Here is a 23270-nt window from a genome sequence, read left to right as displayed (position 1 = left end):
CGAAATTTCGCGGAGGGCCAACGTCGTCCCTCGGCATCTGCATATGCCACGACGACGACGGGAGAGCCGATGCGTTCCGACGCCTGGTCGCCCATGGACGGTCGCCCCGCTCCGCAGGGGATGTACGACCCCCGTAACGAACACGACGCCTGCGGCGTCGGGTTCGTGGCCACCCTCACCGGTGTTGCCAGCCACGCGCTGGTCGAGCAGGCGCTGACCGTACTGCGCAACCTCGAGCACCGAGGCGCCACCGGCTCCGAGCCCGACTCCGGTGACGGCGCCGGCATCCTGCTCCAGGTCCCGGACGCCTTCCTCCGCGAGGTCGCCGGATTCGAGCTCCCCGAGGCCGGCGCGTACGCCGTCGGCATCGCCTTCCTCCCCGCCGACGGCTCCGCACAGGCCGTCTCGCGGATCGAGACGATCGCGTCCGAAGAAGGCCTCACCGTCCTCGGCTGGCGCGAGGTCCCCGTCGCCCCCGAGCTGCTCGGCGCCTCCGCCCGCTCGACCATGCCGGTCTTCCGCCAGCTCTTCGTCGCCGACGGAACGAGCACCGGCATCGCGCTCGACCGCAAGGCCTTCGTGCTGCGCAAGCGCGCCGAACGCGAGGCCGCGACCTACTTCCCGTCGCTCTCCGCCCGCACCATCGTCTACAAGGGCATGCTGACCACCGGCCAGCTGGAGCCCTTCTTCCCGGACCTGTCGGACCGCCGCTGCGCCACCGCCGTGGCCCTGGTCCACTCCCGGTTCTCCACCAACACCTTCCCGAGCTGGCCGCTGGCCCACCCGTACCGCTTCGTCGCCCACAACGGTGAGATCAACACCGTCAAGGGCAACCGGAACTGGATGACCGCCCGCGAGGCCCAGCTCGAGTCCACCGTCTTCGGTGAGGGCGCGCTGGAGCGGATCTTCCCCATCTGCACCCCGGACGCCTCCGACTCGGCCTCCTTCGACGAGGTCCTCGAGCTGCTCCACCTCGGCGGCCGCTCCCTGCCCCACGCGGTCCTGATGATGGTCCCGGAGGCGTGGGAGAACCACGAGACGATGGACCCGGCCCGCCGCGCGTTCTACCAGTACCACTCCACGATGATGGAGCCCTGGGACGGCCCGGCCTGCGTCACCTTCACCGACGGCGTCCAGGTCGGCGCGGTCCTCGACCGCAACGGTCTGCGCCCCGGCCGCTACTGGGTCACCGACGAGGGCCTCGTCGTCCTCTCCTCCGAGGTCGGCGTCCTCGACATCGACCCCGCCAAGGTCGTCCGCAAGGGCCGCCTCCAGCCCGGCAAGATGTTCCTCGTCGACACCGCCGAGCACCGCATCGTCGAGGACGACGAGATCAAGGCCGCCCTCGCCGCCGAGCACCCCTACGCGGAGTGGCTGGAGACCGGCGAGATCGAGCTCTCCGACCTCCCCGAGCGCGAGCACATCGTGCACACCCACGCCTCGGTCACCCGCCGCCAGCAGACCTTCGGCTACACCGAGGAAGAGCTCCGCGTCATCCTCGCCCCGATGGCCCGCACCGCCGGCGAGCCCCTCGGCTCCATGGGCACGGACTCGCCGATCGCGGCCCTCTCCGCCCGCCCGCGGCTGCTCTTCGACTACTTCACCCAGCTGTTCGCGCAGGTCACCAACCCGCCGCTGGACGCCATCCGCGAAGAGCTCGTGACCTCGCTGCGCTCCTCGCTCGGCCCCGGCAGCAACCTGCTGGAGCCCACCGCCTCGACGTGTCGCAGCGTCACCCTGCCCTTCCCGGTGATCGACAACGACGAGCTGGCCAAGCTCATCCACATCAACGCCGACGGCGACATGCCCGGCATGAAGGCCGCGACGCTCTCCGGCCTCTACCGCGTCTCCGGCGGCGGCGACGCCCTCGCCGCCCGCCTCGACGCCATCTGCGCCGAGGCCGACACCGCCATCGAGGGCGGCGCCCGCCTCATCGTGCTCTCCGACCGGCACTCCGACGCCGAGCACGCGCCGATCCCCTCGCTGCTGCTCACCGCGGCCGTCCACCACCACCTCATCCGCACCAAGCAGCGCACCAAGGTGGGCCTGCTCGTCGAGGCCGGTGACGTCCGCGAGGTCCACCACGTCGCCCTGCTCATCGGCTACGGCGCCGCGGCGGTCAACCCGTACCTCGCCATGGAGTCCGTCGAGGACCTGGTCCGGGCCGGCACCTTCATCGAGGGCCTGGAGCCCGAGCAGGCCATCCGGAACCTGATCTACGCGCTCGGCAAGGGCGTCCTCAAGGTCATGTCCAAGATGGGCATCTCCACCGTCGCCTCCTACCGCGGCGCCCAGGTCTTCGAGGCCGTCGGCCTCGACGAGACCTTCGTCGCCACGTACTTCAACGGCACGGCCACCAAGATCGGCGGCGCCGGCCTCGACGTCATCGCCAAGGAGGTCGCCGCCCGGCACGCCAAGGCGTACCCCGTCTCCGGCGTCGCCTCCGCGCACCGCGCGCTGGACATCGGCGGCGAGTACCAGTGGCGCCGCGAGGGCGAGCCGCACCTGTTCGACCCGGAGACCGTCTTCCGCCTCCAGCACGCCACGCGCACCAAGCGGTACGACATCTTCAAGCAGTACACGGAGCGGGTGAACGAGCAGTCCGAGCGCCTCATGACGCTCCGCGGCCTCTTCGGCTTCGCCTCCGAGGGCCGCACCCCGATCCCCCTCGACGAGGTCGAGCCGGTCTCCGAGATCGTCAAGCGCTTCTCCACCGGCGCCATGTCGTACGGCTCCATCTCCCGCGAGGCGCACGAGACCCTCGCCATCGCCATGAACCAGCTGGGCGCCAAGTCCAACACCGGTGAGGGCGGCGAGGACCCGGACCGCCTGTATGACCCGGCGCGCCGCTCCGCGATCAAGCAGGTCGCCTCCGGCCGCTTCGGCGTCACCAGCGAGTACCTGGTCAACGCCGACGACATCCAGATCAAGATGGCCCAGGGCGCCAAGCCCGGCGAGGGCGGCCAGCTGCCCGGCCACAAGGTCTACCCGTGGGTCGCCAAGACGCGTCACTCGACGCCCGGCGTCGGCCTCATCTCGCCGCCGCCGCACCACGACATCTACTCCATCGAGGACCTGGCCCAGCTGATCCACGACCTCAAGAACGCCAACCCGGTCGCCCGCATCCACGTGAAGCTGGTCTCCGAGGTCGGCGTCGGCACGGTCGCCGCCGGTGTCTCCAAGGCCCACGCGGACGTCGTCCTCATCTCCGGCCACGACGGCGGTACGGGCGCCTCGCCGCTCACCTCGCTGAAGCACGCGGGCGGCCCCTGGGAGCTGGGTCTCGCCGAGACGCAGCAGACCCTGCTGCTCAACGGTCTGCGCGACCGGATCGTCGTCCAGACCGACGGCCAGCTCAAGACCGGCCGCGACGTCGTCATCGCCGCGCTGCTCGGCGCCGAGGAGTTCGGTTTCGCGACCGCGCCGCTCGTCGTCTCCGGCTGCGTCATGATGCGCGTCTGCCACCTGGACACCTGCCCGGTCGGCATCGCCACCCAGAACCCGGTCCTGCGCGACCGCTTCTCCGGCAAGCCCGAGTTCGTCGTCAACTTCTTCGAGTTCATCGCCGAGGAGGTCCGCGAGCTCCTCGCCGAGCTGGGCTTCCGCAGCATCGAGGAGGCCGTCGGCCACGCCGAGCTCCTCGACACCAGCCGCGCGGTCACGCACTGGAAGGCGCAGGGCCTCGACCTGGAGCCGCTCTTCTACGTGCCCGAGCTCGCCGAGGGCGAGGTGCGCCACGCCCGGATCGAGCAGGACCACGGCCTGGAGAAGGCCCTCGACAACGAGCTGATCCAGCTCGCCGCCGAGGCCCTGAACGCCGCCTCCGCCGAGGAGGCCCAGCCGGTCCGCGCCCAGGTCGCCATCCGCAACATCAACCGCACGGTCGGCACCATGCTCGGCCACGAGGTGACGAAGCGGTTCGGCGGCGCCGGCCTCCCGGCCGACACCATCGACATCACGTTCACCGGTTCCGCGGGCCAGTCGTTCGGCGCCTTCCTGCCGGCCGGTGTCACCCTCCGCCTGGAGGGCGACGCCAACGACTACGTCGGCAAGGGCCTCTCCGGCGGCCGCGTGATCGTCCGCCCCGACCGGGGCGCCGACCACCTCGCCGAGTACTCGACCATCGCGGGCAACACCATCGGGTACGGCGCGACCGGCGGCGAGCTGTTCCTCCGCGGCCGCACCGGCGAGCGCTTCTGCGTCCGCAACTCCGGCGCCCTGGTCGTCTCGGAGGGCGTGGGCGACCACGGCTGCGAGTACATGACCGGCGGTACGGCGGTCGTCCTCGGCGAGACCGGACGCAACTTCGCGGCCGGCATGTCGGGCGGTGTCGCCTACGTCGTCGACCTCGACCGGGACAACGTCAACTCCGGCAACCTGGAGGCGATCGAGGCCCTGTCGGACTCCGACAAGGTGTGGCTGCACGACGTCGTGCGCCGCCACCACGAGGAGACCGGCTCCACCGTCGCCGAGAAGCTCCTTGCCGACTGGACCGCGAACGCGGACCGGTTCAGCAAGATCATCCCCACCACGTACAAGGCAGTGCTCGCCGCCAAGGACGCCGCTGAGCTCGCCGGTCTCTCCGAGGCCGAGACCACCGAGAAGATGATGGAGGCGGCGACCCATGGCTGACCCCAAGGGCTTCCTGACCACCGGTCGCGAGGTCGCCGAGACCCGCCCCGTGGCCGAGCGTGTGCGCGACTGGAACGAGGTCTACGTTCCCGGCTCCCTGCTGCCGATCATCAGCAAGCAGGCCGGCCGCTGCATGGACTGCGGCATCCCGTTCTGCCACAACGGCTGCCCGCTCGGGAACCTCATCCCGGAGTGGAACGACTACGCCTACCGCGAGGACTGGTCGGCGGCGTCGGAGCGGCTGCACGCCACCAACAACTTCCCGGAGTTCACCGGCCGGCTGTGCCCGGCCCCGTGCGAGTCGGCGTGTGTCCTCGGCATCAACCAGCCGGCCGTCACCATCAAGAACGTCGAAGTCTCCATCATCGACAAGGCGTGGGACGCCAACGACGTCAAGCCGCAGGTGCCCGAGCGCCTCTCCGGCAAGACCGCCGCCGTCATCGGCTCGGGCCCGGCGGGCCTCGCCGCCGCCCAGCAGCTGACCCGGGCCGGCCACACCGTGGTCGTGTACGAGCGCGCCGACCGCATCGGCGGCCTGCTGCGCTACGGCATCCCCGAGTTCAAGATGGAGAAGCGCCACATCAACCGCCGCATCGAGCAGATGCGCGCGGAGGGCACCAAGTTCCGCACCGGCATCGAGATCGGCCGCGACCTGACGTCGACGGACCTGCGCAAGCGGTTCGACGCGGTGGTCATCGCCGCCGGCGCCACCACCGCCCGCGACCTGCCCGTCCCGGGCCGGGAGCTGAACGGCATCCACCAGGCGATGGAGTACCTGCCGCTGGCGAACAAGGTCGTCGAGGGTGACTTCGTCGCCCCGCCGATCACCGCCGAGGGCAAGCACGTCGTCGTCATCGGCGGCGGCGACACCGGTGCCGACTGCGTCGGTACGGCCCACCGCCAGGGCGCGGCCTCGGTCACGCAGCTGGAGATCATGCCCAAGCCGGGCGAGGAGCGGAACCCGGGCCAGCCCTGGCCGACCTTCCCCATGCTGTACAAGGTCACCTCCGCGCACGAGGAGGGCGGCGAGCGGGTCTACTCCGTCTCCACCACCCACTTCGAGGGCGACGAGGACGGCAACGTCCAGTTCCTCCACCTCGTCGAGGTCGAGTTCGTCGAGGGCAAGCTGACCCAGAAGCCGGGCACGGAGCGCAAGATCCCCGCCCAGCTGGTCACGCTCGCGATGGGCTTCACCGGCACGGACGTGGAGAACGGCCTGGTCGCCCAGTTTGGTCTGGACCTCGACGAGCGGGGTAACATCGCCCGTGACGCGGACTTCGCCACCAACGTCGATGGCGTGTACGTCGCCGGTGACGCCGGCCGCGGTCAGTCGCTCATCGTCTGGGCCATCGCCGAGGGCCGCTCGGCCGCCCGGGGCGTGGACCGCTACCTGACCGGAGCCAGCTCCCTGCCGGCCCCGATCCGCCCGACGGACCGTTCGCTGATGGTCTGATCCGACCGGATCACCCCCCCAACGTCCCGTACAACGACGTACGGAACTGAGCGCGGCGCCCCCCGAATGTCCCCGACCGGACGACTGGGTGGGCGCTGTTGCGCGTCCGCGACGAGGGACCCCGGCGCCCCCGGGCCTCACCCGCACAGGGTAGTGAGCCAGGCCGCCGCCCCGGCCAGTGCTTCGTCGGCTTCCGGGAGGAGGCCCGTGCCGCCGAGGAAGCCGTGGAACATGCCGGTGTGGAGGTGGACCCGGGCGGGGACGCCCGCGGCGGAGAGGCGGCGGGCGTAGGCGAGGCCCTCGTCGCGCAGGGGGTCGCAGTCGGCCAGGACGATCAGGGTCGGCGGGAGGCCGGTGACGTCGGGTGTCAGGCCGGGGGAGGCGGCCGCCGGGTCGCCGTCGGGGCCCACGTACTGCCGCCAGTACCACCGCATGTGGGCCGTGGTGTGGAAGTAGCCCTCCGCGAAGTCGTGGGCCGACCGCCCCTCCAGGCGGTGGTCCAGGGCCGGGTAGACGAGGAGCTGGCCCGCCGGTGCCGGGCCGCCTCCGTCGCGGGCGCGCAGGGCCGCCGCCGCGGCCAGGTTCCCGCCGCTGCTGTCGCCCGCCAGGACCAGCGGGCGGCCCGGATACCGGTCGGCCGCCCACCCCAGGGCCGTACACACGTCGTCCTCGGCCGCCGGGAAACGGTGCTCGGGCGCCCGCCGGTAGTCGACGGACACGACGGTCGCGCCGGTACGGGAGGCGAGCGCGCGGCAGGTCCGGTCGTGGGTGTCCAGGTCGCACAGGACCCAGCCGCCGCCGTGGGCGAAGACGACGACCGGGTCCCCGGGGCCTTCGTAGAGGCGGACGGGAACGCCGTTCGCCGATGCGCCGGGCGCCGGGGGCAGCTCGCCCAGGTGTGCCCTCGCCGCCGCCCGCAATGCTTCCGCGCCCGCCTCCGGGCGCGGGAAGCCCGCCGACATCGCGTCGCAGAGGGCGCGGGCGGCCGGGGTGAGGGGGTCGCCGGGCCGTGCGTGGGGCGTCGTCATGCCGTCAGGCCTCCGTCCACGGTGAACTCCGCGCCCGTCACGTACGACGACGCCTCCGAGAGCAGGAAGACGACGAGTTCGCCGATCTCCTCGGGGCGGCCCATCCGGCCGAGCGGCAGGTGCGACCAGTCCCGCCCAGCGACCGCCGCCGTCATGGGGGTGTCGACGGCACCCGGGTGGACCGTGTTGACGCGGACGCCGTACGGGGCGAGGTCGCGGGCCGCCGAGCGGCTGAGGCCCCGCAGGCCGAACTTGCCCGCCCCGTAGGCGGCGTGGCCGGGGAGGCCGGTCAGCCCGGCCGTGGACGACACGTTCACGACCGAGCCGCCGCCCGCCTCGCGGAGCGCGGGCAGCACGGCCTGGATGCCGAGGAACGGGCCCAGCAGGTTGACCCTGAGGAGGAGTGCGAAGTTCTCGTACGTCTCCGCCTGCACGGGCGCGGTGCGCCACAGGGCCGCGTTGTTGACGAGCCCGTCGAGCCTGCCGTAGGCGGCGGCCGCCGTGTCCGTCACCGTCCGCCAGTCGTCCGCCGACGTCACGTCGTGCCGGACGAAGACCGCCGCCCCGCCGAGCTCCGCCGCGACCGCCCGGCCCTCCTCCTCCCGGACGTCGGTGAGGACCACCCGCGCCCCGGCCGCCGCCAGGAGCCGGGCCTCGGCCGCGCCCTGGCCGCGGGCCGCGCCGGTGACGACCACGACCTTGCCGTCGAGGGTCATGACCGGGGCTCCGGCTGCCTGAAGTGGGGGATGACCTTCGTGCCCCACTGGCGGATCGTCTCCAGACAGGCCTCCTGCGGCACCGTGCCCATCTGGATCAGGCACATCACCTCGTCGACCCCGATCTCGCGGAGCCGCTCGACGTAGCTGATCGCGGTGGCCGCGTCCCCGTAGGCGTGGTCGGTGTTGTAGGTGCCGGTGTCGACGGGCCGGGCCGGGATGTCCGCCTCGTGCAGCCGGGCCACCAGCGCCTCCCGTTCGCGGGCGAGCGCGGCGGTGTGGTCCTCGTCCTCCGCGTACCCGGTGGGCGCGGGGGCGCCGCCGTACCAGTGGGCGATGGACTCCGCGAAGAAGCGCTGGCCCCGGGTGCCGAGCCGGAGCGCGCGGTCGGCGTCGTCGAGGACGACCGTGGGGCAGAGGGCGGAGAAGTGGTCGTTGACCTCGGTGGAGACGAGGCGCGAGCCGTCCCGGGCGGCGCGGGCCTCGTCGTACACCGTGCGCATCGCGCGGACGTCCTCGGCGCCCGCGAAGCCCATCACCAGGGCGCCGATGCCGAGTTCGGCGGCCTGCCGGAGCGACGCGTGCTGCGAGCAGGCCATGAAGAGCGGCGGGTGGGGTCGCTGGACGGGGCGGGGGAGGACCGCGCCGGGGCCGATGTCGAGGGTGCCGTGCCACTCGAACTCCGGCTCGCGCCACGCGGCGGCGAAGATCCGCAGGGCCTCCTCGGTCTGCGGCCGGGTGTCCTCGGGGCGGACCCCGAACATCCGCATCTCCTGGCGGGTCGCGCCGCGTCCGGCGCCGATGTCGACCCGGCCGCCGGAGAGCACGTCGAGCATGGCGGCGCGTTCGGCGACGCGGACGGGGTGCTGGTAGCCGAAGGGCATGGTGACCACGCCGTGGCCGACGCGGAGGGTGCGGGTGCGGGCGGCGACCCAGGTCAGGAAGATCTCGGAGGCGCTCATGTGGGCGTACTGGGTGAGGGAGTGGTGTTCGACCGCCCAGACGCGGTCGAAGCCCATCTCCTCGGCGAGGACGGCTTGTTCGACGCAGTCGTGGAGGACGCGGTGTTCGCGGTCGGGGGTCGGGTCGACGAGCTGTGCTTCGAAGATCATGGAGAACTTCACGGGGAGCTCCTCCCGGAGAGGATCGGCGACTATGCCTAATCGAAATACTTCTAGCAGGCATAGGTGGGGGAGGGAAGGGCCGTAGACTGCCGACCGTGGCGGACGAAGAGACCGTGCCGGCGCTCCCGGCGACCAGCTGGGCCGTGCTCGGACTGCTCTCCTTCGGGCGGGAGTTGTCCGGCTACGACATCAAGAAGTGGTCCGACCGGTCGTTGGGGCTCTTCTACTGGAGCCCCTCCTTCAGCCAGATCTACAGCGAGCTCAAGCGCCTGGAGCAGGCCGGCCTCGCCGGCTCCCGCCTGGTCCCGCCCGAGGCCGGCTCGCGGGACAAACGCGTCTACCGGATCACCGACGAGGGCCTCGCCGCCGTCCGCACCTGGGCCCGCACCGCCCCGCTCGACCCGCCCGTCCTCAAGCACGGACCGATGCTCCGGCTCTGGCTCGGACACCTCCTGGAACCCGAGCGGATGCGGGAGATCCTGGCCGCGCACCGGGCGCACGCCGAGGGCATGCGGCTGCGCGCCGAGGCCGACGCGGCGGACGCGTCGGCGGACGAGGCCTGGGCGTACCCCCGGCTCACCCTCCGGTGGGCCGAGCGCTACTACGCCGCCGAACGCGACCTGGCCGACGCCATGCTCGCGGACATCGAGGAGTTGGATCCTCCGGAGGGAACCGGCCGCTCCTGAGAAAGCGTTGGCCGTCTCCCGGGCCGCTGGGAGAGCATGCCCCCATGAGCTCTCTCGTACGACACGTCACCATCGACTGCGCCGACGCCTACGCCCTGGCCGGCTTCTGGGCGAAGGCGCTGGACTCCACGATCTCGGACGCGGACAAGCCGGGCGACGAGGAGGTGCTCGTCGAGGCACCCGGCGTCGGCCTCCTCTTCATCCAGGTCCCCGAGGCGAAGTCGGTCAAGAACCGCATCCACCTGGACCTCAAGCCGCTGGACCGCACCCGTGACGAGGAGGTCGAGCGGCTGATCGGCCTCGGCGCCACCCTGTTCGAGGACCACCGGAACCCGGACGGCAGCGGCTGGGCGACCCTCGCCGACCCGGAGGGGAACGAGTTCTGCGTCGAGCGCAGCGCGGCCGAGCGCGCCGCGACCGCCCCCGCCTCCTGACCCCGTTCCCGTTCCTGACCCTGCTCCCGTCCCCGTTTCTCGGACGTACGGAGTAATCCGGACCGTAGGTGTCGGGTATCCGGTGTTTCCTGGAGTCATGGGAGACACCGGACACCCGACGACGACCTGGTCGGCCTTCGAGGCCGCCGAGCCCGAACTCGCCGCGACCGTACGCGAGCGCTTCGGGCAGCACACCCACCACGCCCTCGCCACCCTGCGCGCGGACGGCTCGCCCCGGCTCAGCGGGATCGAGGTCGGCTTCCGCTTCGGCGAGCTCTGGCTCGGCATGATGCCCGGCTCGCGCAAAGCCCGCGACCTGCGCCGCGACCCCCGGCTCTCGCTCCTCGCCAACCTCGGCCGCGGCACCGACATGGGCGGCGGGGACGTCCGGATCTCCGGGCGGGCGGTCGAGATCACCGACCCCGAGACCATCGCCCGGTACGTGGCCGAGGCGGACGAGCCCCAGCCCTTCCACCTCTTCCGGGTGGAGCCCACCGAGGTCGTACGGACCTGGGTGGACGGCGACGAACTGGTCCTCCGCTCCTGGACCGCCGGCCGCCGCGCCCGGACCTTCCGGCGCGGCAACGACGAGAGCCCGCCCCGCGAAGGAGTCTGAGCACCCCTCAGGCGTACGGGGCGAGGACGGCCGCCCGGCAAGCGGCCGGGGCGCCCCAGGCGTCGCGCAGCGGACGGGCCTTGCGGAGCCACAGGGAGAGGTCCAGCTCCTCCGTGTAGCCGACCGCCCCGTGCACCTGGAGGGCGGTCCGGGCCGCCCCGTACCCGGCCTCGCCGGCCGTCACCTTGGCCGCCGCCAGGTCGCCGTCCGGGGCGCGCCCGTCCGCCAGCGCCACCGCCGCGCCGAACAGCAGCGGCCGCGCGAACTCCAGGGCGAGCAGCGTGTCGGCCAGCCGGTGCTTGACCGCCTGGAACGACCCGATCGGGGCGCCGAACTGGGTGCGCTGCCGGGCATAGGCAACCGACCGGTCGAGCAGCGCCAGGCCCACGCCGAGGGACTGCGCCGCCGTCGCCAGCATCGCCCACCGCCGGGCCGCCGCGGCCGCCGCGGCCACCGCGGGACCCTCGGCGAGCAGCTCCCCGCCGGGGGCCGGGCGGGCGAGCCGCCGCGCCGGGTCGGCGGAGACCCGGACCGGGCCGTGACCGGGCGCCCGCCACAGCTCCTCGCCCCGGACGACGAGCACCGCGTCGGCCCGGTCGGCGTCGAGGGCGTACGGGACCGGGTGCCGTGCGGCCCGGGTCGCGGGGGCCGCGAGCGTCGCCGTCCACTCGCCCGCCGCGAGGCCGGGCAGGAGCCGTTTCGCCGGACCCGGCTCGCCCAGGCGGGCCAGCTCGCCGAGGAGCACCGCCGTCGCCACCGTCTCCACCACCGGGCCGGGCACCGCGTGCCGCCCCAGCTCCACGAAGGCGTGGGCCAGTTCGACGGGGAGCGGCCCCATCCCCTCGTACGCCTCCGGTACCGCGAGCGCGAACACGCCCGCCTCCGCGAGCCGCCCCCACAGCGCCCGCCCCGGTCCTGGCTCGCCGCCCGCCCAGGCCCGTATCGCCGCCGGGGTGTCGGAGGCGGTGAGCATCGCGTCCAGGGAGCGGGCGAAGGCCCGCTGTTCGTCGGTCGGCAGGAATCCCATCAGCGGCGCCCCTTCGGGAGGCCGAGCAGCCGCTCGGCGATGATGTCGCGCTGGATCTCGTTGGTGCCCGCGTAGAGGGGGCCCGCGAGGGAGAAGACGTACCCCTCGGCCCAGGCGCCGTCCGCCAGTTCGCCGTCCGGGCCCAGGAGGTCGAGCGCCGTCTCGTGCAGGGCCAGGTCGTACTCCGACCAGAAGACCTTGTTGAGGCTGGAGTCGGCGCCCGCCGCCGCGCCCGTCGCGAGCCGGGCCGCCGCGCCCGCCGTGAACAGCTGGTACGCGCGCGCCCCGATCACCGCGTCCGCCACCCGGTCCCGCAGCGCGGAGTCGGCCGGGTCGCCCTCCGCGCGCCAGAGCCCCACGAGCCGGTCGGCGGCGGCGAGGAAGCGGCCGGGGGAGCGGAGCATCAGGCCCCGTTCGTTGCCCGTGGTGGACATCGCGATGCGCCAGCCCTGGCCCGGCTCCCCGATCACGTCGGCGTCGGGGACGAAGACCTCGTCGAGGAAGAGCTCCGCGAAGGCCGGCTTCCCGTCGAGCCGGCCGATCGGGCGGACCGTCACCCCCGGCGCCCGCAGGTCGAACATGAGGTAGGTGAGCCCCCGGTGGGGCCGGTCCGCGTCCGGGTCGCTGCGGAAGATGCCGAAGGCCCGGTCGGCGAAGGCGGCCCGGGAGGACCAGGTCTTCTGCCCGGAGAGCAGCCAGCCGCCGTCCGTGCGGACCGCGCGGGAGGTGAGGGACGCCAGGTCGGAGCCGGCCTCGGGTTCGGACCAGGCCTGCGCCCAGACCGTCTCCCCGGTCGCCATCGAGGGCAGCACCCGGGCGCGCTGCTCCGCCGTGCCGTGGTCGAAGAGGGTGGGGGCGAGGAGCTGGACGCCGTTCTGCGAGACGCGGCCGGGCGCCCCGGCGGCCCAGTACTCCTCCTCGAAGACCAGCCAGTGGGCGAGGTCGACGCCCCGGCCCCCGTACTCCTCGGGCCAGGAGACCACCGACCAGCGGGCGGCGGCCAGTTCGGCCTCCCAGGCGCGGTGGGCGGCGAAGCCCGCGGCCGTCTCCAGGGAGGGCAGGGGCTCCGCGGGGACGTGCTCCCGCAGCCATTCGCGGGCCTCCGCCCGGAAGGCCTCCTCGGTCCGTGTGTACGAGAGATCCATCGGTCACCCCGCCCTCACCCGTTCCCTAACAAGTGTTTGGTAGGTTAACGTACGGCCATGAGCAGCGTCGAGGAGTTCCGGACGGAGATACGGGGCTGGCTGAAGACCCACCTCAGCGGCTCCTTCGCCGCCCTCAGAGGACGCGGCGGACCCGGCCGCGAGCACGAGGCCTTCGCCGAACGCCTCACCTGGGAGCGGCACCTGGCCGCCCACGGCTGGACCTGCGTCGGCTGGCCCAAGGAGTACGGCGGCCGCGGCGCGAGCGTCGCGGAACAGATCGCCTTCCACGAGGAGTACGCCCTCGCCGACGCCCCCGCCCGGGTCAACCACATCGGCGAACAACTCCTCGGCCCCACCCTCGTCGACCACGGCACCGAGGAGCAGAAGGCCCGCTTCCTGCCCCCGATCCGCGCCGTCGAGGAACTCTGGTGCCAGGGCTACAGCGAACCCGGCGCCGGCTCCGACCTCGCCGCCGTCCGCACCCGCGCCACCCTGACCGGCGGCAGCTGGGTGATCGACGGCCAGAAGATCTGGACCTCCCTCGCCCACGAGGCCCAGTGGTGCTTCGTCCTCGCCCGCACCGAACCGGGCAGCACGCGCCACACCGGGCTCTCCTACCTCCTCGTCCCCCTCGACCAGCCCGGCGTCGAGATCCGGCCCATCGTCCAGCTCACCGGCACCAGCGAGTTCAACGAGGTCTTCTTCGACGGCGCCGTCACCGACGCCGCCCACGTCGTCGGCGCACCCGGCGACGGCTGGCGCATCGCCATGGCCACCCTCGGCTACGAACGCGGCGTCTCCACCCTCGGCCAGCAGGTCGGCTTCCGCCGCGAACTCGACGCCCTCGTCGCCCTCGCCCGCCGCAACGGCGCCGCCGCCGACCCCGACATCCGCGACCGCCTCACCCGCGCCTGGGCCGGACTCGAAGCCCTCCGGGCCGGCGCCCTGCGCGGCACCGACCCCTCCGCCGCCAAGCTGTACTGGTCCCACTGGCACCGCGACCTCGGCGAACTCGCCCTGGAGGTGTGCGGCCCCGCCGCCACCCTCGCCGCCGGAGCACCCTACGAACTCGACGACTGGCAGCGGCTGTTCCTCTTCTCCCGCGCCGACACCGTCTACGCGGGCTCCAGCGAGATCCAGCGGAACATCATCGCCGAGCGGGTGCTCGGCCTCCCGAAGGAGCCGCGCCCATGACCCGTACCCCACCGCCCCCCTACGTACCGGGCCACGGACTGCTCGCCGGCCGGACCGCCGTGATCACCGCCGCCGCCGGCGCCGGCATCGGCGGCGCCACCGCCCGCCGCTTCCTGGAGGAGGGCGCCCGTGTCCTCCTCAGCGACGCCCACACCCGACGGCTCAAGGAGACCGAGACCGCGCTCGCCGCCGCGTTCGGCGCGGACTCCGTCGCCGCCCAGACCTGCGACGTCACCGACGAGGCCCAGGTCCAGGCGCTGTACGACACCGCCGTACGGCTCCACGGACGCCTGGACATCACCGTCAACAACGCCGGCCTCGGCGGCACCGCCGACCTCGCCGACATGACCGACGAGCAGTGGAACCGGGTCCTCGACGTCACCCTCGGCGGCACCTTCCGCTGCACCCGCGCCGCCCTGCGCCGCTTCCGCGACACCGGCACCGGCGGCGTCGTCGTCAACAACGCCTCCGTCGTCGGCTGGCGCGCCCAGACCGGACAGGCCCACTACGCCGCCGCCAAGGCCGGGGTCATGGCCCTCACCCGCTGCGCGGCCGCCGAGGCCGCCGCCTACGGCGTCCGCGTCAACGCCGTCTCCCCGTCCCTCGCCATGCACCCCCACCTGGCCAAGGTCACCACCACCGAGCTCCTCGACGAGCTCACCGCCCGCGAGGCCTTCGGGCGGTACGCCGAGCCCTGGGAGATCGCCAACGTCATCGTCTTCCTCGCCGGCGACTACTCCTCCTACATGACCGGCGAGACGGTCTCCGTCAGCAGTCAGCACGCCTAGGACCAGAATGGACCCGTGCCGAACACTGCAGACAAGAAGAAGACCCAGGTGAGCGGCGGGCCCGAGCGGCGCCGTGAACTCCTCGACACGGCGGCCGAGGTGTTCGCCGCGCAGGGGTACAACGCCACCACCGTCCGCAAGATCGCGGACGCCGCCGGGATGCTCGCCGGCAGCCTCTATTACCACTTCGACTCCAAGGAGTCGATGCTCGACGAGATCCTCTCCACCTTCCTCGGCGAACTGTGGGAGGGCTACGACGCCGTCCTCGCCGCCGGCCGCGGACCCCGCGAGACCATCGAGGCCCTCGTCACCGAGTCCTTCCGCGAGATCGACCGGCACCGCGCCGCCGTCGCCATCTACCAGAAGGAGTCCCGGCACCTCACCGACCTGCCCCGCTTCCACTACCTCGCCGACTCGCAGCGCAAGTTCGAGAAGGCCTGGCTCGGCACCCTGGAGCGCGGGGTCGCCGCCGGGGTCTTCCGCGCCGACCTCGACGTCCGCCTCACCTACCGGTTCGTCCGCGACACCGTCTGGGTCGCCGCGTCCTGGTACCGCCCGGGCGGCCTGCACAGCCCCGAGGAGATCGCCCGCCAGTACCTGTCGATGGTCCTGGACGGGATCGCCGTACGCGCCTAGGGCCCGATCCGGCCCTCGACGCCAGGAACACACCGGAGGAGTCGCCATGCCCGAGGCCTACATCGTCGAAGCGGTCCGCACGCCCGTGGGGCGCCGAGGGGGCGGACTCGCGTCCGTCCACCCGGCCGACCTCGGCGCCCACGTGCTCAACGCCCTCGTCGCCCGCTCCGGGATCGACCCGGCCGCCGTCGACGACGTCGTGTTCGGCTGCCTCGACACCGTCGGGCCGCAGGCCGGCGACATCGCCCGTACGGCATGGCTGGCGGCGGGCCTCCCCGAGGAGGTCCCCGGGGTCACCGTCGACCGCCAGTGCGGCTCCTCCCAGCAGGCCGTGCACTTCGCCGCCCAGGCCGTCCTGTCCGGCACCCAGGACCTGGTCGTCGCCGGGGGCGTGCAGAACATGTCGATGATCCCCATCGCCTTCGCCTCCCGGCAGGCCGCCGAGCCCCTCGGCCTCACCGGCGGGCCCTTCCACGGCAGCGAGGGCTGGCGGGCCCGGTACGGCGACGCGCCGGTCAACCAGTTCCACGGCGCCGAGCTGATCGCCGAGAAGTGGCGGATCACCCGCCGCGACCAGGAGGAGTTCGCCCTCCGCTCGCACCGGCGGGCCCTGGCGGCGATCGACACGGGCCGCTTCACGCGGGAGACCGCGGCGTACGGGGACGTCACCACCGACGAGGGGCCGCGCCGCGACACCAGCGCCGAGAAGATGGCGGGGCTCCGGCCGGTCGTCGAGGGCGGCACCATCACCGCCGCCTGCTCCTCCCAGGTCTCCGACGGCGCGGCCGCCCTCCTCCTCGCGAGCGAGGACGCCGTCCGGGCACACGGGCTCACCCCCCGGGCCCGGATCCACCACCTCTCGGCCCGCGGCGAGGACCCGATCCGGATGCTGTCCGCGCCGATACCCGCCACCGCCCACGCGCTGAAGAAGACCGGCCTGGCCATCGACGACATCGACCTCGTCGAGATCAACGAGGCCTTCGCCCCCGTCGTCCTCGCCTGGCTCAAGGAGACCGGCGCCGACCCGGCCCGGGTCAACGTCAACGGCGGCGCGATCGCCCTGGGCCACCCGCTGGGCGCCACCGGCGCCAAACTGATGACCACCCTCCTCCACGAACTGGAACGCACCGGAGGCCGCTACGGCCTCCAGACCATGTGCGAGGGCGGCGGCCAGGCGAACGTGACGATCGTCGAACGGCTGTGAGTGGGCCGCAGCCGGCCGAAGCCCGGGAGGCCCCCTCGGGCCGAGCGGTGCGAGGGTGGCCGGTGGGGGAGGGGCCCATGTGCGAGGGCGGCGGTCAGGCGAACGTCACGGTCATCGAACGGCTGTGAGTGGGCCGCGGCCGGGTGCCGGGACCGTCCTGCCGGAGGCAGGCGCAGCCGGCCGAAGCCCGGGAGGCCCCCTCGGGCCGAGCGGTGCGAGGGTGGCCGGTGGGGGAGGGGCCCATGTGCGAGGGCGGCGGTCAGGCGAACGTCACGGTCATCGAACGGCTGTGAGTGGGGGAGGGGCCCGTGTGCGGGGGCGGCGGTCAGGCGGACGTCACGGTCGTCGAACGGCTGTGACGACCGCCCGGCGGCTGTGAGGTCGCCCACGTCCCACCCCGCTGGGCAGGTCTGATCCGTCCGGGGACCGATCGGGAGAGGCGGGAAGGTTCCGGGGCGCACTATTGTTCCGGTAGAGACATCCGGAGCTCGCACCGCGCGCTCCGGGACATACAGCCGGGGCCCGTATCGCGTGTTCCGGGTAGAGCAGCCGGGGCCCGCACCGTGCAGGTGCGGGCCCTGGCTGTGCCGCGAACGCCGGCCAGAAAGGCACGCATGACCCGCTCCGAACGCCCTCACAAGCGCAGCCCCCGCACCGCCCAGGCGAAGTCCACGTCACAGCCGAAGGCCTCCCGCGGCGGGCGCCGCCCCACCGCGCCCCCGCCGCCCAGCGAGTTCACGCCGCCGGAGACGGTGACGCCCGCGCTGCCCGCGGTGGCCGCCTTCGCCGACCTCGACATGCCCGAGGGCCTGCTGCGGACCCTGGGCGAGCAGGGCGTCACGGAGCCGTTCCCGATCCAGGCCGCTACCCTCCCGAACTCGCTGGCCGGCCGTGACGTGCTCGGCCGGGGGCGTACCGGCTCCGGCAAGACCCTGGCGTTCGGCCTCGCGCTCCTCGCCCGCACGGCCGGCCGCCGCGCCGAGTCCGGCGCGCCGCTCGCGCTGGTCCTGGTGCCCACCCGCGAGCTCGCCCAGCAGGTGACCGACGCGCTCACCCCGTACGCCGCCGCGCTGCGGCTGCGCATCACCACCGTCGTCGGCGGCATGTCGATCAGTCGGCAGTCCTCCGCGCTGCGACGCGGCGCCGAGGTCCTGATCGCCACGCCTGGCCGGCTCCACGACCTCATCGACCGCGGCGACTGCCGGCTCGACCAGGTCGCCGTCACGGTCCTCGACGAGGCCGACCAGATGGCCGACATGGGCTTCCTGCCGCAGGTCACGAAGCTCCTGAAGCAGGTCGAGCCGGGCGGGCAGCGCCTGCTGTTCTCGGCCACCCTGGACCGGAACGTCGACCGGCTGGTCAAGATGTTCCTCGACGACCCGGTCGTCCACTCCGTCGACCCCTCGGCCGGTGCGGTCACCACCATGGAGCACCACGTCCTGTACGTGATGGACGAGACCGACAAGAAGGCCGTCACGCTGAAGATCGCGGCCCGCGACGGCCGCACGATCCTCTTCCTGGACACCAAGCGGTCCGTGGACCGGCTGGTCAAGCGGCTCCTCGCCAACGGCGTACGGGCCTCCGGCCTGCACGGCGGCCGCTCGCAGCCGCAGCGCAACCGGACCCTGGACCAGTTCAAGAGCGGTCAGGTCACCACGCTCGTCGCCACGAACGTCGCCGCGCGCGGCATCCACGTCGACGACCTCGACATGGTCGTGAACGTCGACCCGCCGATGGACCACAAGGACTACCTGCACCGCGGCGGCCGCACCGCCCGCGCCGGTGAGTCCGGCAGCGTCTTCACCCTGGTCCTGCCCGAGCAGAAGCGCGACATGGGCCGTCTGATGTCGCACGCGGGCATCAGCCCCCGCACCGCGCAGATCAAGTCCAGCGACGAGCAGCTCGCCGAGCTGACCGGCGCGCGGGAGCCCTCGGGCGTCCCGGTCGTCATCGAGATCCCGCAGCCCACCCCGCCGCGCAAGCCCGCCGGCACCGGCGGCGGCGCGGGCAGCGGCAGCGGCGGCAACCGCCGTCGCCGCCGTCCGGCCACGGCCGGCGGCTCGGCTGCTACGGGTACGGGCTCCGGCCGCGCCACGGGCACGGCCACCGGCCGCTCGACCGGCTCCGCGGGCCGCGCGGCCGGCTCCACCGGTGGCGCGGGCCGCGCCACCGGCGGCGGCCGGGGCGCCGGCTCCGGCACGGGCGGCGGCCGTGGCGCCGCGGCCGGTGCCGGCCGCGGCGGGCGTCAGGCCGCGGGCACCAGCCGTTCGCGCAGCGCCAGCAGCTCGCGGAACTCCAGGCCGAGGCCCTCGGACACGTAGCGGAACACGCTCCCGTACGAGGAGCGCAGCTGCTCCAGGGCGGTGTCGAGGTACTCCGCCCGCACCTCCTGGAGCGGGATGATCAGGTCCGGGTTCTGCATGAGCCCGCCCTGCTTCAGCCCCTCCCGCACCCGGGCGTCGTACGCGGCGCGGAAGGTGTTGGAGGCCAGGTAGTCCTGGCGGGCGAGGGAATCGGGCACGCCGAGCAGCGTGAGCAGCAGCCAGCCGGTCCAGCCGGTGCGGTCCTTGCCCGAGGTGCAGTGCAGCAGCAGCGGCCCCCTGCGGGGATCGGCGAGGTCCCGCAGGGTGGCCGCGAAGGCGGCCCGGTTCGCCGCGTCGGTGACGAAGGTCCGGTACACCTCGCGCATGAAGGCGGCGGCCCGTCCGCCGCCCAGCATCTCCTCCTGCCGCACCGGGTCGCGGGAGCCGATCGCGGTGAGCAGCCGCCCGAACAGGCCGTTGTCGGTGACGGGCCGGGCGACCGGGACGACCCCGGCGGGGAGCCGGTCGGCGCCGTCGTACCCGACCTCCGTCGGGATGCGCAGGTCGACCACGGTGCGGAGGCCGAGCCCGGCGAGGGTGGTCAGGTCGGCGGCGGTGAGCTTGGCGAGGTGGTCGCCCCGGTAGGCGAGCCCGTGACGGACCCGGCTCCCGTCGTACGTGAGGTATCCGCCGAGGTCGCGGACGTTGACGGCGCCCTGGAGGGGGATCTGCCGGATGGCGGTCGCCCGCGCGGACCGGGGGCCGGTTCTGGCGATCGCCTCCGGGGGCAGGGCTGCCACCAGGGCGGTGGCCCCGGTGGCGGTGAGCAGCGCGCGTCGAGACAGGTGCACGGCCGGACTCCTTTGCGGCTCAAGGGGGTTGAGGGTGGGAGCGGGTGTTACGTCTCGGGGCGGGGGAGGGCGCGGAGCACCTGCGCGGCCTCGGCCATGATCCGGGTGATCAGCTCCTCGCAGCTGGGCAGGTCGTCGATCACCCCCGCCACCTGGCCCGCGGCCATCACGCCGAGGTCGGTGCGGCCCTCGACCATGGACGCCCGCAGGAGCATCGGGGTGTTCGCGGCGAGCAGGACCTGGCTCCAGCTCAGGTCCTTGCCGTGGCGCAGGGCCAGTCCGTCGCGGATCATCGCGGGCCAGGAGAGCCCGGAAAGCCGGCGGAAACCGTTCGCCCGGTGCAGGGCCCGGGTGAGCGACCGGACCCGGCCGGCGTTCTCCAGGGAGGCCACGAGTTCGGTGCGGAGCATCCGGTGCGGCAGCCCGTCCACGGCCGTCGTCACCGTGACGTCCTTGACCGTGGCGGCCAGATAGCGGGCCTTCACCGCCTCCGGCACCGTGGAGTCCGAGGTCAGCAGGAACCGGGTGCCCATCGCGATGCCCGCCGCCCCGTGGGCGAGGGCGGCGACCAGGCCCCGCCCGTCGTGGAAACCGCCCGCGGCGATCACCGGGATGCCGACCGCGTCCACCACCTGCGGCAGCAGCACACTGGTCGCGACCTCGCCGGTGTGGCCGCCGCCCTCGCCGCCCTGGACGAGGACCGCGTCCGCGCCCCAGCCGGCGACCTTCTCGGCGTGCCGCCGGGCGCCGACGGACGGGATCACGACGACCCCGGCGTCCTTGAGTTCGGCGATCAGGTCGCGGGAGGGCGCGAGGGCGAAGGAGGCGACCCGCACCCCCTCGTCGACGATGATCCGGACCCGTTCGCGGGCGTCGCCCGCGTCGGCCCGCAGGTTCACCCCGAAGGGCCGGTCGGTGCGGGACCGCACCTCGCGGACGGCGGCCCGCAGTTCGTCCACGGTCATCGTGGCGGAGGCGAGGACGCCGAGCGCGCCCGCGTTCGCGGTGGCGGAGACGAGCCGGGGGCCGGCGACCCAGCCCATGCCGGTCTGCACGATCGGGTGGCGGACGCCGACCAGCTCGGTCAGGGCGGTCTCCATCAGGCCCGGACCTCGCGGTCGCGCAGCCCGGCCGGGTCGATGACCTCGCGGATCAGCCGCAGTTCCGCGGCGGTCGGCTCGCGGGTGTCCGGGACGTCCCCGTCGGTCACCAGCTCGAAGCCGGTGGCCGCGCGCACCTCGTCGACCGTCACGCCCGGGTGCACCGACACCAGCCGCATGGCGTGGTCGGGCGTCTCGAAGTCGAGCACGGCGAGGTCGGTGACCACCCGGGGCAGCCGGTGGTACGGCCCGACGGCGTGGTCGTAGCCGACGCCGCAGATCATGTCGACCCGTGCCACGAAGACCCGGGTCGAGTGCTTGGGGATCCAGTAACTCACCGGATTGTTCAGGGTGTTGACCGGCGCGCCACGGACGCCGAGGAGCTGCCGGGCCGGGCGCTCCCAGTCGCCGATGCAGGAGATGTTCTGGTTGCCGTACCGGTCGATCTGGCTGGCGCCCATCATCACGTGCCGCTTGCCGCCGGTGACCATCGTGAGGTGCCTGCGGTACGGCAGCCAGCCCTCGGGCTCCCCGTCGGGGCCGACGAGCAGCGCCTCGCCGTCGGTGAGCAGGAGGCCGGGGGAGAAGGTCCGCTTGGCGAGCCGGGCGCCGAGGGAGGGGATCAGCCCCATGGGGCTGGCGAGCACCTCGCCGTTGTCGCGCCAGGCCTCGGCGCAGGCGATCACGCAGTACTCGGCCCGGCTGACGGCCGTCGTCGCTTCCGTCGTCACGTCCGCTGCTCCTCGCGCTCGGTGTGCCAGGCCCGTACGGCCGCCTGGTAGTCGTCCTCGGACTTGCCCGAGAGGAAGCGCTCGGCGAACTCGGGCCAGGGGGTGGTCGCGTAGAGCTTCTGGAACGGCTCGTCGCGGGGGTGGTCGGGGACGCAGGAGGTGAAGTGGGCCCCGTTCGGGGTCTCGACGACGCCGGTGACGCTGTGGCGGCTGACGACGAGGGTCTGGGGGACGGTGTCCGGTGGAAAGCGGTCGACGAGGCGTTCGCAGGAGACGTACGCGGTGTCGGCGGCCTCGCAGAACAGGTCGTCGAAGTACGGGTCGGGGCCGAGGTACTGGCCGTTGCCGAGCCGGTCGGCGCGGTTGAGGTGGACGAGGGCGGCGTCCATGCGCAGCGCGGGCACGGCGACGAACTCCTCGCCGTCCTCGTACGGGGAGGTGACGGTCCGCAGTTCCGGGTTGACCCGCATCACGTCGGAGCCGAGGCCGGCCCGGACCGGCAGGAAGGGCAGCCGGTTGGCGGCGGCGTGCAGGCCCCACATGAACATCGCCTCGTCGAGCTCGGTGAGGGCGAGGGTGCCGCGCTCGCGGGCGGCCCGGTAGTGGGGTTCGAGGGGAATCGAGTCCAGGGTCACGAAGGGCGCGACGAGCCGCCTGATCCGTCCGGCGGCGGCGAGCAGGCCGATGTCGGGGCCCCCGTACGAGATCACCGTGAGATCGCCGATCTCGGACCGGAGCAGTGCTCTGACCAGGGCCATCGGCTTGCGCCGGGAGCCCCAGCCGCCGATCCCGATCGTCATGCCCGACCGGAGCCGGCCCACGACGTCCTCGGGGGTCATGGTCTTGTCGGTCACGGGGAGCCCTCCTTTCCGAAGGTGTCGCGGACCCGGTCGGCGACACCGCTGAGATTGGCCTCGAAGGTGAAGCCCTGCTCGAAGCGGTAGCTGCGCCGCACGTCCACGGGGTCGATGCCGTTGAGCGCGGCCTTCGCGAGCCGGAGGAGGCTGCCGTCCTTGGCGGCGATCTCCCCGGCGAGCCCGAGGGCCGCGTCGAGCAGCCCGGGGCGCGGGACCACCCGCCACACCGAGCCGTGGGCGTGCAGTTCGGCGGCGGTCACGGTCCGCGAGGTGAAGTAGAGGGTGCGCATCAGGTGCTGCGGCACGAGCCGGGCCAGATGGGTGGCGGCGCCGAGCGCGCCCCGGTCCAGCTCGGGCAGCCCGAACACGGCGTCCTCGGCGGCGACGATCGCGTCGGCGTTGCCGACGAGGCCGATGCCGCCGCCCAGGCAGTGCCCGGCGACCGCGGCCACGACCGGCACCTCGCACTCGTACACGGCGGCGAAGGCCTCGGCGCAGCCGCTGTTGGCGCCGATCAGGGAGGTGTGCCCGGGGTCGCGCTGCAGCTCCTTGATGTCGACGCCCGCGTTGAAGCCGCGGCCCTCGGCGGTGAGCACGACACAGCGGACCTCCGGGTCGCGGCCGGCCGCGCGGACGGCGTCGGCCAGCGCGTACCAGCCCTTGACGGGCAGGGCGTTGACGGGTGGGAAGTCGACGGTGACCAGGGCCACGCCCGGAGCCGGGCGAGAGGTGCAGACACCCATGA

At 73.5% G+C, this 23270-nt stretch carries 20 protein-coding genes; 10 read left to right on the top strand and 10 right to left on the bottom strand.

Translation table 11 applies throughout. The annotated features are described in order from the left end of the window. Positions 1-69 precede the first annotated feature (69 nt). Positions 70-4632 carry a glutamate synthase large subunit gene (gene gltB / locus DEJ43_RS08310; protein ID WP_015032882.1) on the top strand — a complete coding sequence of 1521 codons (4563 nt, stop codon included), beginning with the start codon at positions 70-72 and terminating at the stop codon, positions 4630-4632. Continuing rightward, complete coding sequence (locus DEJ43_RS08305) at positions 4625-6085, top strand: glutamate synthase subunit beta (RefSeq protein ID WP_015032881.1); 1461 nt, start codon at positions 4625-4627, stop codon at positions 6083-6085. Before gltB ends, DEJ43_RS08305 begins: the two co-directional genes overlap by 8 nt. Positions 6086-6222: 137 nt before the next feature. Here DEJ43_RS08305 and DEJ43_RS08300 read toward each other — a convergent pair whose 3' ends face one another. From DEJ43_RS08300 to DEJ43_RS08290, 3 genes are read right to left on the bottom strand one after another with little or no spacing between them, the layout of a single operon-like run. Next, the gene (locus DEJ43_RS08300; protein ID WP_015032880.1) at positions 6223-7113 is read right to left on the bottom strand and encodes an alpha/beta hydrolase; all 891 of its coding nucleotides are present in this window, start codon (positions 7111-7113) and stop codon (positions 6223-6225) included. After that, positions 7110-7829 (bottom strand): glucose 1-dehydrogenase, encoded by a 720-nt coding sequence (locus DEJ43_RS08295; RefSeq protein WP_015032879.1) that lies wholly within the window; start codon positions 7827-7829, stop codon positions 7110-7112. The genes DEJ43_RS08300 and DEJ43_RS08295 overlap by 4 nt, the downstream gene beginning before the upstream one ends. Then, a complete protein-coding gene (locus DEJ43_RS08290; RefSeq protein ID WP_015032878.1) occupies positions 7826-8953 on the bottom strand; it encodes an LLM class flavin-dependent oxidoreductase in 1128 nt (375 codons plus the stop codon). Before DEJ43_RS08290 ends, DEJ43_RS08295 begins: the two co-directional genes overlap by 4 nt. Positions 8954-9048: 95 nt before the next feature. Between DEJ43_RS08290 and DEJ43_RS08285 the strand changes: the two genes are divergently transcribed. The 3 genes from DEJ43_RS08285 (at position 9049) to DEJ43_RS08275 (ending at position 10689) form a co-directional block, all read left to right on the top strand. Next, on the top strand, positions 9049-9639 hold the full coding sequence (locus tag DEJ43_RS08285; protein WP_041662250.1) for a PadR family transcriptional regulator: 591 nt from the start codon (positions 9049-9051) through the stop codon (positions 9637-9639). 44 nt (positions 9640-9683) lie between these two features. Further along, a complete protein-coding gene (locus DEJ43_RS37340) occupies positions 9684-10073 on the top strand; it encodes a VOC family protein (RefSeq protein ID WP_015032876.1) in 390 nt (129 codons plus the stop codon). Positions 10074-10170: 97 nt separating this feature from the next. After that, positions 10171-10689, top strand: a complete 519-nt coding sequence (locus tag DEJ43_RS08275) for a pyridoxamine 5'-phosphate oxidase family protein (protein ID WP_041662249.1) — start codon at positions 10171-10173, stop codon at positions 10687-10689. A gap of 7 nt (positions 10690-10696) precedes the next feature. Here DEJ43_RS08275 and DEJ43_RS08270 read toward each other — a convergent pair whose 3' ends face one another. Beyond that, positions 10697-11716 (bottom strand): acyl-CoA dehydrogenase family protein, encoded by a 1020-nt coding sequence (locus DEJ43_RS08270; protein WP_015032874.1) that lies wholly within the window; start codon positions 11714-11716, stop codon positions 10697-10699. After that, positions 11716-12861 carry an acyl-CoA dehydrogenase family protein gene (locus DEJ43_RS08265; RefSeq protein ID WP_015032873.1) on the bottom strand — a complete coding sequence of 382 codons (1146 nt, stop codon included), beginning with the start codon at positions 12859-12861 and terminating at the stop codon, positions 11716-11718. The genes DEJ43_RS08270 and DEJ43_RS08265 overlap by 1 nt, the downstream gene beginning before the upstream one ends. Before the next feature lie 57 nt (positions 12862-12918). On the opposite strand from DEJ43_RS08265, the gene DEJ43_RS08260 reads away from it, so the two are divergent. The 5 genes from DEJ43_RS08260 (at position 12919) to DEJ43_RS08240 (ending at position 19004) form a co-directional block, all read left to right on the top strand. After that, positions 12919-14055, top strand: coding sequence for an acyl-CoA dehydrogenase family protein (locus DEJ43_RS08260; protein ID WP_015032872.1), 1137 nt, complete (start codon positions 12919-12921; stop codon positions 14053-14055). Continuing rightward, positions 14052-14843 (top strand): SDR family oxidoreductase, encoded by a 792-nt coding sequence (locus tag DEJ43_RS08255; protein WP_015032871.1) that lies wholly within the window; start codon positions 14052-14054, stop codon positions 14841-14843. Before DEJ43_RS08260 ends, DEJ43_RS08255 begins: the two co-directional genes overlap by 4 nt. A 15-nt stretch (positions 14844-14858) precedes the next feature. Further along, positions 14859-15479: a TetR/AcrR family transcriptional regulator gene (locus DEJ43_RS08250; protein ID WP_015032870.1), complete on the top strand. Its 621-nt coding sequence runs from the start codon at positions 14859-14861 to the stop codon at positions 15477-15479. 46 nt (positions 15480-15525) lie between these two features. Beyond that, the gene (locus DEJ43_RS08245; protein WP_015032869.1) at positions 15526-16683 is read left to right on the top strand and encodes an acetyl-CoA C-acetyltransferase; all 1158 of its coding nucleotides are present in this window, start codon (positions 15526-15528) and stop codon (positions 16681-16683) included. Between the two features lie 614 nt (positions 16684-17297). Beyond that, a complete protein-coding gene (locus tag DEJ43_RS08240; protein ID WP_071891236.1) occupies positions 17298-19004 on the top strand; it encodes a DEAD/DEAH box helicase in 1707 nt (568 codons plus the stop codon). Here DEJ43_RS08240 and DEJ43_RS08235 read toward each other — a convergent pair. From DEJ43_RS08235 to DEJ43_RS08215, 5 genes are read right to left on the bottom strand one after another with little or no spacing between them, the layout of a single operon-like run. Continuing rightward, positions 18929-19837, bottom strand: coding sequence for a tyrosine-protein phosphatase (locus tag DEJ43_RS08235; RefSeq protein WP_015032866.1), 909 nt, complete (start codon positions 19835-19837; stop codon positions 18929-18931). The two genes, DEJ43_RS08240 and DEJ43_RS08235, sit on opposite strands and share 76 nt — an antisense overlap. 47 nt (positions 19838-19884) lie before the next feature. Then, entirely contained in the window at positions 19885-20937 is a 1053-nt protein-coding gene (locus DEJ43_RS08230) for an NAD(P)H-dependent flavin oxidoreductase (protein WP_015032865.1), read from the bottom strand. After that, positions 20937-21668, bottom strand: coding sequence for a CoA-transferase subunit beta (locus DEJ43_RS08225; RefSeq protein WP_015032864.1), 732 nt, complete (start codon positions 21666-21668; stop codon positions 20937-20939). Before DEJ43_RS08225 ends, DEJ43_RS08230 begins: the two co-directional genes overlap by 1 nt. After that, on the bottom strand, positions 21665-22522 hold the full coding sequence (locus DEJ43_RS08220) for a CoA transferase subunit A (RefSeq protein ID WP_015032863.1): 858 nt from the start codon (positions 22520-22522) through the stop codon (positions 21665-21667). The genes DEJ43_RS08225 and DEJ43_RS08220 overlap by 4 nt, the downstream gene beginning before the upstream one ends. Next, on the bottom strand, positions 22519-23268 hold the full coding sequence (locus DEJ43_RS08215) for an enoyl-CoA hydratase family protein (protein WP_015032862.1): 750 nt from the start codon (positions 23266-23268) through the stop codon (positions 22519-22521). The genes DEJ43_RS08220 and DEJ43_RS08215 overlap by 4 nt, the downstream gene beginning before the upstream one ends. Positions 23269-23270 lie beyond the last annotated feature (2 nt).

This window comes from Streptomyces venezuelae ATCC 10712 (genome assembly GCF_008639165.1).
GTDB lineage: Bacteria > Actinomycetota > Actinomycetes > Streptomycetales > Streptomycetaceae > Streptomyces > Streptomyces venezuelae.
This window is presented reverse-complemented; position numbering and strand designations above follow the sequence as displayed.